General features: G+C 39.5%; 14 protein-coding genes. 5 read left to right on the top strand and 9 right to left on the bottom strand.

The window, feature by feature from the left end; translation table 11 throughout:
- Positions 1-7 precede the first annotated feature (7 nt).
- The gene (locus tag BN8061_RS03735; RefSeq protein ID WP_094745846.1) at positions 8-2,809 is read right to left on the bottom strand and encodes a TonB-dependent receptor; all 2,802 of its coding nucleotides are present in this window, start codon (positions 2,807-2,809) and stop codon (positions 8-10) included.
- Between the two features lie 79 nt (positions 2,810-2,888).
- On the opposite strand from BN8061_RS03735, the gene BN8061_RS03730 reads away from it, so the two are divergent.
- Complete coding sequence (locus BN8061_RS03730; protein WP_068596620.1) at positions 2,889-4,091, top strand: endonuclease/exonuclease/phosphatase family protein; 1,203 nt, start codon at positions 2,889-2,891, stop codon at positions 4,089-4,091.
- 125 nt (positions 4,092-4,216) lie between these two features.
- On the opposite strand, the gene serS is transcribed toward BN8061_RS03730, so the two are convergent.
- From serS to BN8061_RS03710, 4 genes are read right to left on the bottom strand one after another with little or no spacing between them, the layout of a single operon-like run.
- Positions 4,217-5,485 carry a serine--tRNA ligase gene (serS, locus tag BN8061_RS03725; RefSeq protein WP_068596618.1) on the bottom strand — a complete coding sequence of 423 codons (1,269 nt, stop codon included), beginning with the start codon at positions 5,483-5,485 and terminating at the stop codon, positions 4,217-4,219.
- 60 nt (positions 5,486-5,545) lie between these two features.
- Entirely contained in the window at positions 5,546-7,174 is a 1,629-nt protein-coding gene (locus tag BN8061_RS03720; protein ID WP_094745845.1) for an ArnT family glycosyltransferase, read from the bottom strand.
- Positions 7,171-7,803 (bottom strand): lipid-A-disaccharide synthase N-terminal domain-containing protein, encoded by a 633-nt coding sequence (locus BN8061_RS03715; protein ID WP_068597905.1) that lies wholly within the window; start codon positions 7,801-7,803, stop codon positions 7,171-7,173. Before BN8061_RS03715 ends, BN8061_RS03720 begins: the two co-directional genes overlap by 4 nt.
- Positions 7,790-8,512 (bottom strand): glycosyltransferase family 2 protein, encoded by a 723-nt coding sequence (locus tag BN8061_RS03710; RefSeq protein WP_068596616.1) that lies wholly within the window; start codon positions 8,510-8,512, stop codon positions 7,790-7,792. The genes BN8061_RS03715 and BN8061_RS03710 overlap by 14 nt, the downstream gene beginning before the upstream one ends.
- Positions 8,513-8,631: 119 nt before the next feature.
- Between BN8061_RS03710 and BN8061_RS03705 the strand changes: the two genes are divergently transcribed.
- Positions 8,632-8,871 carry a hypothetical protein gene (locus BN8061_RS03705; RefSeq protein WP_068596614.1) on the top strand — a complete coding sequence of 80 codons (240 nt, stop codon included), beginning with the start codon at positions 8,632-8,634 and terminating at the stop codon, positions 8,869-8,871.
- Positions 8,872-8,939: 68 nt separating this feature from the next.
- Here BN8061_RS03705 and BN8061_RS03700 read toward each other — a convergent pair whose 3' ends face one another.
- Both BN8061_RS03700 and BN8061_RS03695 read right to left on the bottom strand, forming a co-directional pair.
- Positions 8,940-9,647 carry an SDR family oxidoreductase gene (locus BN8061_RS03700; RefSeq protein ID WP_068596611.1) on the bottom strand — a complete coding sequence of 236 codons (708 nt, stop codon included), beginning with the start codon at positions 9,645-9,647 and terminating at the stop codon, positions 8,940-8,942.
- A 13-nt stretch (positions 9,648-9,660) separates the two neighbouring features.
- Complete coding sequence (locus BN8061_RS03695; RefSeq protein ID WP_235802680.1) at positions 9,661-11,370, bottom strand: ABC transporter ATP-binding protein; 1,710 nt, start codon at positions 11,368-11,370, stop codon at positions 9,661-9,663.
- A gap of 131 nt (positions 11,371-11,501) precedes the next feature.
- On the opposite strand from BN8061_RS03695, the gene BN8061_RS03690 reads away from it, so the two are divergent.
- Positions 11,502-12,905 carry a hemolysin family protein gene (locus BN8061_RS03690; RefSeq protein ID WP_068596607.1) on the top strand — a complete coding sequence of 468 codons (1,404 nt, stop codon included), beginning with the start codon at positions 11,502-11,504 and terminating at the stop codon, positions 12,903-12,905.
- 13 nt (positions 12,906-12,918) lie between these two features.
- On the opposite strand, the gene BN8061_RS03685 is transcribed toward BN8061_RS03690, so the two are convergent.
- Both BN8061_RS03685 and BN8061_RS03680 read right to left on the bottom strand, forming a co-directional pair.
- On the bottom strand, positions 12,919-13,608 hold the full coding sequence (locus tag BN8061_RS03685) for a 3'-5' exonuclease (protein ID WP_068596604.1): 690 nt from the start codon (positions 13,606-13,608) through the stop codon (positions 12,919-12,921).
- A gap of 10 nt (positions 13,609-13,618) precedes the next feature.
- Complete coding sequence (locus tag BN8061_RS03680; RefSeq protein WP_068596602.1) at positions 13,619-14,797, bottom strand: serine hydrolase domain-containing protein; 1,179 nt, start codon at positions 14,795-14,797, stop codon at positions 13,619-13,621.
- Positions 14,798-14,947: 150 nt separating this feature from the next.
- Here BN8061_RS03680 and BN8061_RS03675 point away from each other — a divergent pair, with 150 nt between their 5' ends.
- Positions 14,948-15,550 (top strand): superoxide dismutase, encoded by a 603-nt coding sequence (locus BN8061_RS03675; RefSeq protein WP_068596600.1) that lies wholly within the window; start codon positions 14,948-14,950, stop codon positions 15,548-15,550.
- Between the two features lie 92 nt (positions 15,551-15,642).
- On the top strand, positions 15,643-16,002 hold the full coding sequence (folB, locus tag BN8061_RS03670) for a dihydroneopterin aldolase (protein ID WP_068596597.1): 360 nt from the start codon (positions 15,643-15,645) through the stop codon (positions 16,000-16,002).
- Positions 16,003-16,022 lie beyond the last annotated feature (20 nt).

The raw sequence follows: 16,022 nt of genomic DNA, 5'->3' as shown, positions 1-16,022 counted from the left end.
CGTATTATTAAAATCTAAAAATTATGTTTACAAAGTAAGATCTTCCTATTCCGTACCAATATTTTGGTCCCATCATGGTTCTATAGGCTGGGTTGGTTGCATTGGCAAAAGATCCTAAACGCAATTGTTCAAATCCGCCTGTGATGTATTCTTTGTTGTCGAATAGGTTGTTGACAGATCCGCTGATCAGGGCGTAATATTTTCCTATTCGTTTCGAATAACCAGCATTTAAATTGAACATAAATTCATCCGATGTTTTGGTTTGGCGTAATGCCTCGCGCAAGCTGCTTTCGGTGATTTCGCCACCAGTGTATCCTGCAACAAAATGCGGAGTTCTTCTGTAGGCTGCAATGTCTATGTAGTTGTCTGCTAAGTAATTTGCAGAGGCACCAATCCACCAAAATTTAGGGCTTCGGTATTCTAATCCCAAAGTGCCTGCGTTTTGTGGTCCGGCAGCAATGCGGTAGTTTTTCAGGTATACATCACCAAAGTATTGGTATGCTTCACCTACCGATACATACGATCCGTTGTTGTATTCTGTGGTGATCAAATCGTCTGAAAACAAATAATATTTAGGATTGTTGGTATAGGTAAATTGTCCTAAAGAAGCCACTCCAAAAACCTTGATTGTTGGGGTTACTTGTCCTTCTACTGCCAATTCTGCCCCGATGTGTTGTTTGTCAACGCCAGTCAACACTTCTGCAGCAAAATAGGTATTAGAACCTGTTGTACCTTGTCTTCCGTCGATGTATCCAAACGATTTATCGGTTTCGTTAGATATTTGAGTGAAATATGCTGTAGCACGAGCTTTCAGACGAGGTGCGCGGTAAACGTAGCTCAAATCAGTTGACAAAATCTCGGCATTGTTGATTTCGTTGATGGTAACCTCATGCAAACGAGCATTCGGGAAAACTTCGTCAGCTGTAGGCGCTTCTGTTGAGTATTGTCCATTCCATGTAATGAAGTTTCGACCATCTAATTTGAATAAGAATTGTGATTTAATACCAAAATTCCAAAAATCATAGGTTGCACTTTTTCCGTACGAAAGATCTTGATACAAATAATGTCTGTATTTACCATCTCGATAGAAGTCTGTGTAAGAAGCATGTGCCCCTATGGTAACGTCTAAGAATTTTCCCTTGATTTTTGATTGGAAGAATAAATCGGCATAATTACGATTGATCTCGTAGTTGTACTCATATCGGTCACCTTTTTTTGCGATATAGGTCGGATTGTTCATATCGTAACTATTTGCAATGGTATTTGATGCGTAATCATCGGCGTTTTTTACATATTCACCTCCCAACAAGTCGGCTACTTCTTTGTACAAATCAGATTTTGTTCTCTGGTATGCTAAAGCAATAATGAAATCGATATTTTCATTGAATTGTGATGACAAATTGGTATTGAAGGCATATACCTTGTCTGCTGTTACGTCTCTTCCCAGCCAGTAAACAGATCTCCCATCGTTATAATTTGTCATATTGTAATTGGCTTGATACAAGCTATTCCAGTTTATTTGCGCATAGTCATCCCCATTTCTCCATTTGTTTACGAGGTCGATATAAGCCATATCGCTGGTCGTTGCACCTTGGTTTGCGTAGAGATAATAGCTCGGCAAATTGCGGTAATAGGTAGGCGAAGGGTTTCCTGCTCGGTACCAATCCAAACGAGTTCCAGAGTCTTTACCAAATTGGTAAGAGAATGTGGTGGTTAATTTTGATTTCAAATCAAAATTCCAATGGTGAGTCAATTGGAAAACCGGCTCAAAAGTCTTGCGAACGCGTTCGTTGCGTTTTTCGCCATCTTGCCATCCCCAATAAGAGTTATAATAGATTCCTTTCAAATCAACCATTTCTTGCGTATTTGGTGAACCACCAGCACGGCGATTTGGCGCTCCGAACGCAGTAAAGTTTAAGGTATGATTTTCGTTGAATTTCTTTTCAATTCCCAAGAAGTAAGCCCAAGCATCGTAGAATGTACCTTCAATTACTCCTTCTTCTGCCCAACGGCGAGAACCCGAAACCATGAACGCCCAACCGTTTTTCATCAAACCAGTGTTGTAAGTTCCCATCACACGGTGGCGGTAAGAACGATTGGAGATTGAGTACGCTAAGCCAACACCTTTTCGCATGGTAGATGGTCGAGTGTCGAAGTTGGTTACCCCTCCAATATCACCAAAAGCAGTTTCAGATGGTTCGATACCGTAGGTGATTTCTTGTGGGCGACGAGTAACGTCATTCAAACCTCCCCAGTTGTTGAAGGTTGCACGACCATTGTCGATTTTGTTCATACGAATTCCGTTGAAGTGGATATCGTTGTATTTGTTGTCGTATCCTCTTGGTTTGAACCAGTAGGCTCCTAATTCGTAAGCCGAAACACTGGCAAAAATATCGCGAGACGACTGCAATATACCTGAATTCGAAGCGAGAGAAGATTCGTCAGAAGATACTTCATCTTCCGATAAAGTAATCAAACCTACCTCTGCTGCTGCAGGATTATAGGTAACAAAAATGTTACCCAAATCTAAATCGAATTCATTCGATACAGTAACAGTTTGCTGGTATAGGTCATAGTTTGGCCCAGAAATTTGTAGGGTATAAGAACCGTTCGGGACTTCTACAAATTGAAAATAACCAATACGATCACTAATGACAGGCTCATCCGAAAATCCAATCAGTCGCACATTCAGATTGTAAACCTCACTATCTGTTGTGACATTTTTCACTACTCCGTGTACCTTGGTTTGTCCCCAAATCGACATCAAGGATAACAAGAAGAATGAAATACTTAATAATAATTTATTCATCAATAACAATTTTATTTTTTAATTTTACGTGAGTTATAATAAATAGTTTACAAATTTAACAAATTTTTAATTCGCTAAAATGTCAATACATAAATTAACGTTAATATTACAACTTTTCTGCATAGGAGTTGTCTTGCAAACTGCTAATGCCCAAAAATACCAAAGTGCAACGGTTGCTTTTTACAATGTAGAAAATATCTTCGATACCATAGAATCTGCTGGTTATATCGATGGAACCAAAGAGTTTAATGATCCTGATTATCATATATCTATTCCAGTTTCCGAAATAGATAAATATGAGGTAGAAGAGTACAAATTACCGTATACTTACGAGAATTTGAAAGGTAAAAAAATCATTCGTCCTCTTATTTTACAAGACGAATTTTTACCGAAAGGAAAAAAAGTATGGACTTCTAAACGATACCAAATCAAGATAAACAACATTGCACGTGTGATTTCTGAATTGGGTGTTGATGTAACCAAAACTCCACCAGTCATCGTAGGTTTGTGCGAGATAGAAAATGCCCAAAATATTATCGATATTGCCCACACGTCACATCTGAAAAAATATAATTATGGCGTGGTTCATTTCAATTCATTCGACGCTCGAGGGGTTGATGTAGGTTTGATGTATCAGAAAGATCGATTTGTACCGACTTTTGCCCGACCTTATCCTGTTTATATTTTCGACGAAAATGGCGCAAGAAGATATACTCGAGATATCTTAGCGGTAACGGGATTATTAGATGGCGAAGAAATTACATTCATCGTCAACCACTGGCCATCTCGTAGTGCGGGCGAGAAGGTGACCATGCCAGGTCGTATAGAATCGGCAAAAGTAATGCGCGATATCATGAACGAGTTGAAAGCTAAAAATCCGAACGCAAAAATAATTGCAATGGGAGATTTCAACGACGATCCGGTAAGTCCGAGCATACGAGACACCTTCAAACCAGCAGGGGAGAAAAAGAAGGTAAAGGCAGACGGATATTACAATCCGATGATTCCATATTTCAAAAAAGGGATTGGAACCCTCACCTATCGTGATGCTTGGAATCTGTTCGACCAATTCATCATGACGGGAAGTTTGGTTACCAATTCAAACGATTTTGATACCTATAAAGTCTTCAGAACCGAGATTTACAACAAAGCGTATCTCATCTCGCAATCTGGACAATATAAAGGATCACCTCATCGTACTTACAGTGGCGACACCTTCCGTGCAGATGGATATTCGGATCACTTACCAATTTATACAATTCTGATCAGAAGTGCGAATTAATGAATTGGAATCAATCTTTAATTTTTCTAACCAAAATGACGCGTAGCGTTCAATAATACAAAATTTAATGCACAAAAAATCCGATGCCAAGCATCGGATTTTTTTATTAGGTATAAAATAATTTACTATCGAATTTCGGTAAATCTGGTGTAAGGCACCAAAGCTTCCGGAATTTTGATGCTTCCGTCTTCTTGCTGATGGTTCTCGAGAATAGACGCCAAAATACGCGGCAACGCCAACGCTGAACCATTCAACGTATGGCATAGTTGTGTGCCGTTTGCCGATTTGTAGCGCAACTTCAACCGATTGGCCTGGAAGGTATTGAAGTTTGAAACCGAACTCACCTCCAACCATTTTTCTTGTGCTTGCGAAAACACCTCGAAATCGTAGGTAATAGACGAAGCAAATCCTGTATCGCCACCGCACAACCTCAAGATGCGATAAGGCAACTCCAACTCGTGCAACAAACCTTTTACGTGTTCGATCATCTCGTCCAAAGCAGCCATCGAATTTTCTGGTTTTTCGAGGCGTACAATTTCTACTTTTTCGAATTGGTGCAAACGGTTCAACCCGCGTACATCTTTCCCGTAACTGCCGGCCTCTCTACGAAAACACGGCGAATACGATGTCATTTTGATAGGAAAATCGCTTTCTTGCAGAATCACATCGCGATAAATATTGGTTACCGGAACCTCTGATGTCGGAATCAAATACAGATTATCTTCGTTCACGTAATACATCTGACCTTCTTTGTCTGGCAATTGTCCTGTACCGTAACCAGATGCCTCGTTTACCACAAACGGCGGCACAATTTCTTCATAACCTGCTTCGGCATTTTTGTCTAAAAAATACTGAATCAAAGCACGTTGCAATCGGGCTCCTTTTCCTTTGTATACCGGGAAACCTGCTCCAGTAATTTTCACACCCAATTCAAAATCAATCAGATCGTATTTTTTGGCAACTTCCCAATGCGGCAAATAACCTTTTTTGGGTGTTGCATCGCCTTGTTCGAAAACGGTTTCGTTGTCATTTTCGTCTTTGCCGGCTTTTACTAATTCGTTGGGTACATTTGGTATTTGGTACAAAAGGTTTTGTAAAGAAATTTTATACGAATTCAATAAATTGGATAGTTCTTCGCTCGATGATTTCAAGCTAGAAGTTTTCGCTTTCAGCGCATTTGCTTCGTCTTGTCTTCCAGACTTGAAGAGTTCACCAATTTCTTTAGAAAGTTTGTTGGACTCTGCGGCTACATTGTCTAACTCGAATTGTGTTTTGCGACGCAATTCATCGACTTCTAAAATTTCATCAATCAGTTCAAGTTCTTTGAAGTTTCGTTTTTTCAAACCTTCAATTACTTTTTCTTTATTCTCTTGAATATAAGAAACTACCAACATAGTATTAAATTTTGAACAAAGTTAAGGCTTCTGTCCGATTCTCGACATGTTGTACAGCAATTATTTGTTAGGTTTTTCTACCAAATAGTAATCGCGTTGTAGCCGTTTGTTGTAAAAAGGTGTTTTAGGATTCGCTTTATTGAGGTCTAATTGTATGAGCTTTTTGTAGCGATAGTCGCCAAAAATAGAATCTATATAAACCGTGTCGTTTGCTTCGACCAACAGACCAAAACGCTTTTCTTTGGGCAAAGAAACATTTTCTTTCCGATCGATAACGGGAATCGAGTTTCCATACAAGAAAACCAATTCGGGTACAAAACCATTGGATTCGTAAGTTTTGATTTGGTATCGATGTTCTAAGTTGTGGATGAATTCTCGCGAGGTGTAATGGGGATTGTCGAAATTCGGGCTCATCAGCGGATACCCAAAGGCAACAACCGAAAGCATCAAGAGAATTAAACCGTAGAATGCATTAGAAAATTGTAAATGCTTCAATCCCCTGAAAATTGCAATTCCGAACAACAATCCGCTCACGGTAAGAGCTACGCTCCAAAAAGAGAACTGATTGCTATAAATGGTGTAGGGAATAAGCGCTACCAGAAGACATCCTACAACGCCGATAATGCCAAAGCAAATCTTAGCAATCCACGAATCTTTTTTATTTAAGGTTTTGAAATTCGACCATAAGAATTGGATGTAAAAACTACTGCAAAATGCCAACGGAATCAAGGTAGGGAGAATATAGCGCGTCTTTTTTTCTGGAATAATTGAAAGTAAAAGCAACGAAAAAATTGTCCAAAACCAAGCGAATCTATAGGCTTTTTTATCCTCCACTCGTTTTATCATGTAAGGATAGAGCAGCGAAATAAATGCAACAAGTGTCCAAATACCAGATTGGGTGAAGAAGCTCCAATAGTAATAAAACGGACGAATGTTGTAACTTCCCCAACGCGAAACTTCAGTTGTAGCTGCATTACCAAACATTTTGGGATCATGCGTACTCACATAATACATCCAGATAGACCCTAAAACAGCTCCCAATACAGTAATAATGAGTGCTGTACCCACAATGCCTTTAGGTTTTTTCCCATAACAAATAAAGTACGCCCCAAAGAAAGGCAAGTACAACGCATACAGCGCCACAGGACCTTTGCTCATGATCGATGCCGCCAACGCTACTATTGCCAACAAGACAAGGTAGTATCGGTAATAAGGGTAAAAATTCTTTTTCAGACTAATAAAAGTATAGAACAAGCAGACCACAACAAAACTATGGGCGTAGATATCCCAATTGTTGTCTCGACCCGCAAAAAAAATGTAAAACGAAGTAATCAGAATCAAACTGCTGATATAGGCCTGAAAGTGGTTTGAAAAATGCTTCACAAGATGATAAAAATAAAACACCATCACCATGGTAATGAGAACAACAGGCAACCGAAGGAAATACAGATTATCGAAACCAAAAAACCTCCCGAAAATAGCGGTAATCCATGTAGGAAGAGGTGGTTTCTCGTACCGAGGTAACCCGTTGAGCGTCGTGAAAATCCATTCGTTATTTTGGATGATTTCTCTTGCCGAGATGAGGTTTCTAGCCTCCATGATATTGGTAGGCGTAATTCCCAAGTTCAACAACAACATTCCCAATGTAACGAATGCCAGAAAAAGATGATGTTTTAGTTCAGTTTTCATTCGCTATTAGTTTTCCAAATCAACCACAAATTTCGCATATAGATGATAAATCCCATAAAATGCCCAATGAATAAAACAGGATCTCGACGAATAACGGCATAGGTGAGAATGAAGAAACTTCCAGCCAAACTCAAAATCCAAAATCCAGCAGGCAGAGATGATTGGTTTTTATATTCTGAATAGATCCATTGGTAGACAAATCGAAAGGTAAACAACACTTGCGAGACGATGCCCAAGGTTAAAAGCCACAACGGAATTTTTTCGTTTCGGAAAAGGTTATCCACATCGAAAATTCCGTTATTGAATCCATAAATCACAATTACCGCTGGGAAGAAAATCAAGCCCCAACGAATCAGAAAATGAACACTCTTCCAATGTTTTTGCAGATGAATGTTGCGAATATAGATATAATAAGTCAACGTTTGACCGAGCATAATTGCAAAATCGTGGCGCAAATAACCATATAAAAACAAAAGTATAGAAGCCACCAAGCTAAATTCCCAAAAAAGTTTGGGCGTCAGTACCTGTTTGTTTCTTTCAGAAACAATCCATTGCAAAATCAATCGACTAGAAAAAAGCAATTGAGCAACGAAACCGATGAGGTAAATGTACCAATCAGTGTTCAACATTTGTTTCTTTTACGCGGTAATTGATGTATTTTTTCTTCATCCAAAGATAGACAAAACAATCGGAGAGTGGGCCCAAAAGACGATTCCATAAATTGAATTTCGATTTGCCTGCCATTCTCGGAAAATGTCGCACGGGCACTTGCGTAATCTTACCGTCTTGTAACAAAATCATAGCGGGTAAAAAACGATGCAAACCTTGGAACATCGGGATTCTTTTGGCATATTCGGTCCGAATAATTTTCAGCGGACAGCCTGTATCGTCCATACCATCATGCGTAAAAGCACGTCGGATGCTATTGGCAATTTTCGATGACAAATTTTTACCAAAAGAATCTTTTCTATCGGCACGAACGCCTGTAACCAACGCGTAATCGTGCACATACGGAATCAATTTTTCGAAATCATCGGGTGAGGTTTGCAAATCGGCATCGATATAACCAACCCACTCTGTATCTGCCCAATCGAAGCCCGCTTTGATGGCGGCGCTAAGCCCATAATTCTTATCGAAACTGATGTAATGAAAAGCATCGTTACGATCGGCAATCTTCTTTATAATAGCCAAACTGTTGTCTGAAGATCCGTCGTTGATGAGGAGAACTTTGGCCCGAAAAGAAGATATTTCTACATAAGCGCTCAACTCTTGCTCTACTCGCTCGAGATTGTCTTGCTCGTTGTAGACGGGTATAATGATCGTCAGATTTTTTTCCATTTTTTGCTAAAAAGTATACAAATTTATAATAAAACAATGATTTGATATGAATATTTTTTGCAGATTGTTTTTTTATTTAAAAAAGATATTTATATTTATGAAGTCAAAAAACACATATTATGAAAAAATTACTTTTATTATCATTATTTTCTGTTGCTACTGTAACGTTTGCACAACAAGAACCTGCGAAAAGGCTGAAAAAACAAGAAAATTCTACTAGTGAAAGCGCAGCCGTTAACACACAAGCAAAACCTTTCACGTTAAAGGATGCTCAGACAAACCAAAAAAGAACAACAAAGCCTGTATTGGTTGAAAGAGAATCAACTTTCAAATCGGAGCCAGCAGACAGAAAAAAATAAGCTTACCAAAAAAGAAAGCAACTCACCAAAATGAGTTGCTTTTTTTGTCAATCATTGTAATCAAACTTCTACAAGCTTGTTTTTGTAGGTCTTACTTCTATTTTACTCGGAAGCACATTGGCATTCATTTTCAAAAGGTCTACCACTAATTGCCCTATATCTTCGGGTTGTATTTTCCAGCTATCTTCTTCGTTTGGGGTATGGTCGTTGAAAAACGAGGTAACAGAACCAGGCATGATGGTGGTGCATTTCACGTCGTAATTTCGCAAATCGAGCATGGCAGCTTGTGTGAAACCAACGACACCAAATTTAGAAGCGTTGTAGCCGGCTCCGTTTGCAAAGAAATTAGTCCCGGCAAGACTCGAAATCGAGATGTAATGTCCTTTGTTTTGTTTCAGTTGTTCTACAGCAGCTTTCAGCGTATGAAAAACGCCCGTGAGGTTTGTGTCGATCATCACATTCCAATCCTCTAAACTCATTTCGTCTACAGGTGCAAATTTTCCTAAACCTGCATTGGCGATGACCACATCTAATTTGCCAAAAGTTTCGATGATCGATTTTACGGCTTGCTGTTCATCTTCAAAATTTCGAACATCGGAGGTAATGGCTAAAACATTTTGGTTGCCCAAATCAATTTTTGCTTTCTCTATAGCCTCTTGATCGCGTCCAGAGATGGCAACTTTCATACCTGCTTCTAGAAGAGCGTGTGCAATTCCATAGCCTATACCTTTGGATCCACCAGTGATATAAGCCACTTTATCTTTAATACAATTCATATTTTTTATTTTATTATAATTTCGGTATCGCATCGATTAGATCTTTGGTGTATTGTGTTTTGGGGTTTGCATAGACCTCATCTGCATCGGCTAATTCTTTTAGTTCGCCATGTTGCATGACCAATAATTGATCGCTCATATATTTGACCACAGCCAAATCGTGTGAAATAAAAATATACGTAAAACCAAATTCAGCCTTCAAATCGTTCAGCAAATTCAGGACTTGTGCCTGAACAGAAACGTCTAATGCCGATACACTCTCGTCACAGATGATAAACTTTGGTTCCAAAGCCAAGGCTCTGGCAATGCCGATGCGCTGGCGTTGACCACCAGAGAATTCGTGCGGATATTTCGACAAATCACTCGCATTCAGGCTTACTTTTTCTAGCAACTCGGCAGCTCTTTTTCTACGATCTGCTTTGTTTGTTCCAATCCCATGAACTTCCATTGGCTCCATTAAGATTTGAGCAACGGTATGACGAGGATTTAAACTCGAATAAGGATCTTGGAAAATGATTTGAATATCTTTTCGCAACTTTCTGATTTCGTGTTTGTTGAGTTTGCTGATGTCTTTACCCTCAAAAAAAATTTCTCCACTACTGGGTTTTTCTAACAAGAGCAGACTGCGCGAAAGCGTAGTTTTTCCGCTACCAGATTCGCCCACCAGCCCCAGTGTCTCGCCCGGATAAACCTTGAAACTGATGTTGTCTACGGCTTTTACCGCTATTTTTTCTGGCCCAAAAACAGAGGAAGAATAGAAATATTTTTTCAGGTTTTTTACCTCGACCAGCGGAACTTGTTGGTACAGCTTTTCATGAAATTTTTCGCGTTCTTGGGTTGTGAAAATTTCGGATTGATAGTTATCATTCTCAAGAAAATCTTTCACGGTTGGCAACCTTTTGTATCGCTCGTTCAAGCGTGGACGACAAGCGATGAGTCCTTTGGTATAATGCTGCTCTGGATCCTGAAAAATTGTTTTTACCTTTCCTTTTTCGACTACCTTTCCTCTGAACATGACCAAAACTTCTTCACTCACGTTGGCAATCACACCCAAATCATGGGAAATGAATAGCATGCTCATGCCTTCAGTTTGTTGCAAATCTTTCAGCAGGTCGAGCGTAGCCTTTTGCACGGTAACATCCAATGCGGTGGTAGGCTCATCGGCAATCAGCAATTTTGGTTCGCAACTGATGGCGATGGCAATCATCACGCGTTGCTTCTGACCACCCGATAATTCATGCGGATAGGCTTTGTAAATTCGTTCGGGGTCTGGAAGTTTTACTTTTTCGAAAAGTCTCAAAACTTTAGCCTTTGCCTCGGTTTTCGAAAGTTTTTGGTGCAACAGTATGGTTTCTTCTACTTGATGCCCACATCGAATACTCGGATTCAAGGATGTCATGGGTTCTTGAAAAATCATTCCGATTTCGTTTCCTCTAATTTTTTCGAAAGCAGCTCGATCCAATTTGGCTAAATCTATGACACCCGAAGAAGAGTTGAATAATATTTTGCTGTTTTGTTCGATACTTGCGTTTCGACTCAACAATCCCATGACGGCTAATGCTGTGACCGATTTGCCAGAGCCCGATTCTCCTACAACGCCCAAAGTTTCGCCTTTGGAAACGGTAAAACTCACGTCGTCTAAAATGTGCCGATCACCAAAATGCAAATTCAAATCCTCAATTTTCAGTATCCAGTCGGTCATGTTGTACAAAAACTTATTCATCAAAAGTAAAATAAAATGATAGGATTGTAAAATTTTTCTAACTTTACATTGAATTCAAAAATTTCTTAAATTCGAAATTTAGAATTCCTAACTCATAAAACCTGAAACCGAGTTAGTACTAAATTTAAAGAATGGACACACACTCCCAGATTATGACGTTGTTGGCTGTCAATATCGACCACAACGTCACCGATGATATTTCGTTATGGAAATTACTACTAACCATTTTTCTGGTTTTACTCAATGGTTTTTTTGTTGCGGCAGAATTTGCCATTGTAAAAGTGCGGTCTTCGCAAATCGAAGTAAACCAAGATATCAATTCTAATCTTGCCGATACAGCGAAAACCATTGTCAACAATCTAGACGCTTACTTGGCTGCAACTCAGCTCGGTATAACCCTGGCGTCGCTTGGTCTAGGTTGGGTTGGAGAAAGTTCTCTTTCGCCTGTAATCGTGAAGTCGTTTGAACTTATTGGGTTGGCTGGTCCCGAATGGGCTGGTTTCGCTCAAAAGGCTGCGTTTCCGTTGGCGTTCGTTATCATTACCATTTTGCACATTGTGTTCGGGGAGTTGGCTCCGAAATCGTTAGCCATCCAATATCCGACCAAAACAACGTTCACTATTGCATGGCCACTTAGGGTTTTTTATTTTGTTTTCCGCCCAGTGATTTGGTTGATGAATGGTTTGGCAAATGCTATATTGCGATTGTTGGGTATAAAACCAATTCATGGTGGCGAAATTCATAGTGAAGAAGAATTGAAAATGATCATTACCGAATCACAAGAAGGCGGTGCAATTGAAGAGTCTGAGCGGAATTTGATACAAAATGTGTTTGAATTCGACGATCGACGCGTATTGAATATTCAGACCTTACGCAAAAATGTTTCGGCAATCGAAATCAAAACAACCATAAAAGAGGCGATCGACTACGCGATAACCGAAGGATATTCTAGATTTCCGGTTTATGAAGATACTTTGGACAATATCAAAGGTATACTCTATACCAAAGATTTGATGCGCGCTTTGTTGGCGAATCCGACTCAGACCGAAATAGAAGGGTTGATTCGCGAGCCTTTGTTCATTTCAGAAAGTGCTTTGATAAAAAATGTTTTGAAACAATTTCAGAAAAAACACGTTCAATTGGCTGTGGTGACCAACGAGGTTGGCGAGCTGACTGGAATTGTTACGATGGAAGATATTTTAGAAGAATTGGTAGGTGAAATTCAGGACGAGTACGACAACGAAGATCCGATTGTGAAACGGCTGGCAGAAGGCGTTTATCTGGTAAATGCCCACAATACAATCAGCGATATCAACCGTTTGTTGCCCTATCCTTTTGCCGAAAGCGAGCATTATGACACCTTGGCTGGCTTGATAAGCGAGGTATGTTTCGACCGTGATTTAAAAGAAGGTGATGAGATCGATTTAGAAAGCTATCAAGGAAAAGTAATGCAGATGTACCGCAACTCGGTAGAAATCATCAAACTCACACTCAAAGAAAAAGTAGAAACGGATCAAGATCATGAGGAAGCCTAAACAGCTTCCTTTTTTATTCTCTTTCAATCGGTTGCATATAATGCATTCGTAGAAAAATATTGATCAACGTCACCACATCTTTTTCGCAATAACGAACAATCCGATCCAAATCTTTTTCGGTATAATATACGCTGGCGACTTGCGAACCATCGATGTCGTCTTTGGGCGTGTCGATGCCTAAAACATGCGCCAACAAATCGAGCGAGGTATAATGTTTGTAATCGCCAAATTTCCACATATCCATCGTGTCTAAGTGTTGAATTTCCCAAGGTTTTTTGCCCTGTAGTTGTAGAATATTCGGAATAGGAATTTGATGAATAAGCAATCGACGCGCCATATAAGGGAAGTCGAACTCTTTGCCATTGTGCGCACACAACAATTGGTCTTCTTGTTGATAACGTTCTTGCAGCAGCTGAGCAAAATTGTTGAGCAACTTTTCTTCATTGTGACCATAAAAGCTTTTGATTCTAATGCGGTCTTGATGAATAATGCCACATGAGATGCAAATAATTTTCCCAAATTCGGCATAGATGCCAGCCTTTTCGTGATAGAATTCTTCGGGCGAAATTTCATCTTTACGTTGGAATGCGGTCTTGTCTGTCCAAAGTTTTTGAGCGCGTTCCTCCATCAGATTCCAACTCGAAAATTCTGGAACAGTCTCGATATCCAAAAACAAAATTTTATTCAAGCTCAACGGTTTCATACGATTTGATTTAAGGAATTTGTCGAATCATTTTCATCACTTCGTCTACATAAATATAGATGTCTGGGTCTGGTAGCGCACCTTTGTTGGGAGAAGTTCGATCTTTTAGCCGACCAAGCCGAACGATGACTAATTTTTCTGATGGCACTACAATTACACGTTGGCCAAGATGCCCCAACATGGCATAAAGTTGCGGTTGATAGTGGTAATCTGTCCAAACCGAATAACCATAAATCGGAACTTCGCCAGCATCGAAAGCTTTAAGGTTTGGCGAGACCATTTTTTTTACAAAAGCAGAATCGAGTACAGCTTGATTGTTCCATTTGCCATCGTTCAACAACAATTGTCCCAATTTGGCAAAATCTTTTGCATTGGAATTGAAACAACAATAGGCTTTTTCCATGCCGTCTTGGCTATCTTTCGACCATAAAGCATCTCGCTCCATGCCCATTGGTTTCCAAAAATGATCGCTAAAATATTGCGCCAAACTCTTGCCTGTTGCCCGTTGTATGATAATTGCCAACAACTGTGTATCGCCCGATTGATATTTGAAATGTCCGCCTGGCGAAGACACAAAACGGTAAGAAAGCATCTGCTTTTCGATATCGTCGCCATAATATGCCTTGGCTGTCGGATTCAACGGAAAGTAATAATCCTCCTCCCAATCGAAACCAGAAGTCATAGCGCTCAAATCCCCCACCGTACAGTGTTTACCAAACGGATCGTCTGAAAACTCGGGTAAAAAATCGGTAATTTTCTGGTTCAAACTCTTGATATAGCCCTGTTCTATCGCCTTGCCCAGCATCATGGTTGTAATGGTTTTTGCCATAGAAAAAGAATTGGTCAGACTCTGGTCGCGGTAATTGTTGAAATAATGTTCCCAAAGCAGTTCGCCATCTTTTATAACCACAAATGCTGCGCTTTGGTAGGTCTCCAATTCTGCTTTCAATTGTTTCGTGAGCGGAATGCGATTATAGTCGGGATGATGGTGCCAAGGTTGAGGATTAGCTGCGAGCACAACATTGTTATCAAAATCTTTGTAATCGTCTATGTTAGCCGTTTTATGCCCTTTCAGATAAGTGAGTTTTATACCTCGAATGATGTAATCGTTACCCGTTGCAAATAGAACTAAAACGAGTAAACAAAAGATGATGAGGATGTATTTTATAATTTTCCGAAGGATTTTCATAAGGATGCTATTCGTTAATTAAAAAGTCGTTACTAAATTTAAACAATAATTTTTAAATATTTGTTAAAATAGACGCTACGTTGCCATTCATTTGCGATATATTTGCTAAATTTAAAATGTAAAAAATAAAACAAACAAAAAGATTACATTATGTCATTCGAATTAAAAGCTTTACCGTATGCATTTGACGCATTAGAGCCTCATATTGATGCAAAAACAATGGAGATTCACCACGACAAACACCATGCGGCTTATACGAATAATCTAAACGCAGCGATTGAAGGAACAGATTTGGCTGGACTTACCATCGAAGAAATTTTGGTAAAAGGTGTAGATAAACCAGCAGTTCGCAACAACGGAGGAGGTTTCTACAACCACAACCTATTTTGGGATGTCTTGACGCCAGGCGGAAGCAACAAACCAACAGCAGAGGTTGAAGCCGCAATCAACGAATCTTTCGGGTCTTTTGAAGCTTTCAAAGAAGAGTTTTCTAAAGCAGCTGCAACTCGTTTTGGGTCTGGATGGGCTTGGTTGTGCAAAAAAGCAGATGGTAAATTGGAGGTTTGTTCTACGGCAAACCAAGACAATCCACTAATGCCAGGTGTTGGATGCGAAGGTTTCCCAATTCTGGGATTAGATGTTTGGGAGCATGCCTATTATTTAAAATATCAGAACAAGAGACCAGATTATATCGAAGCTTTTTTCAACGTTATCAATTGGGACAAGGTTGCAGAGCGATTCGGTGCAAAGTAAATACTAATTTTTCATAGAATTTCTGAAGACTTGACAGCAACTTTGATTGTCAAGTCTTCTTTATTTTTGAAACAAAAAAATAAACTTAACGTATGGGAATTATTTTACTAGAGAAAATCAAAATATATTCGAATCATGGATGTTTGGAAGAAGAGGCGAGAATCGGGTCTGATTATTTGATAGATTTGGAGGTTGAAGCAGATTTTTCGCAGGCTTGTGAATCAGACGAGCTGATCGATGCTGTAGACTATGTTTTATTGAATGCGATTGTAAAAGAAGAAGTTGGCATCCGCTCGAAATTGCTGGAGCATGTGTGCAAACGTATCTTAGACCGCATCGGAGTAGAAGTGCCCAATGCAGAACGAGCGAAAATAAAACTCTCTAAAATCAATCCCCCAATTGGTGGGCATGTAGAGAAAGTGAGCATAATACTTGAAAAACGCTACCGGTAAATTTTTAGAATATTAAATTA

Origin of the sequence: Vaginella massiliensis, assembly GCF_900089075.1 — a bacterium.
GTDB lineage: Bacteria > Bacteroidota > Bacteroidia > Flavobacteriales > Weeksellaceae > Weeksella > Weeksella massiliensis_A.
Note: the sequence above shows the minus strand (reverse complement) of the source record. Positions and strands in the feature narration are given on the sequence as shown.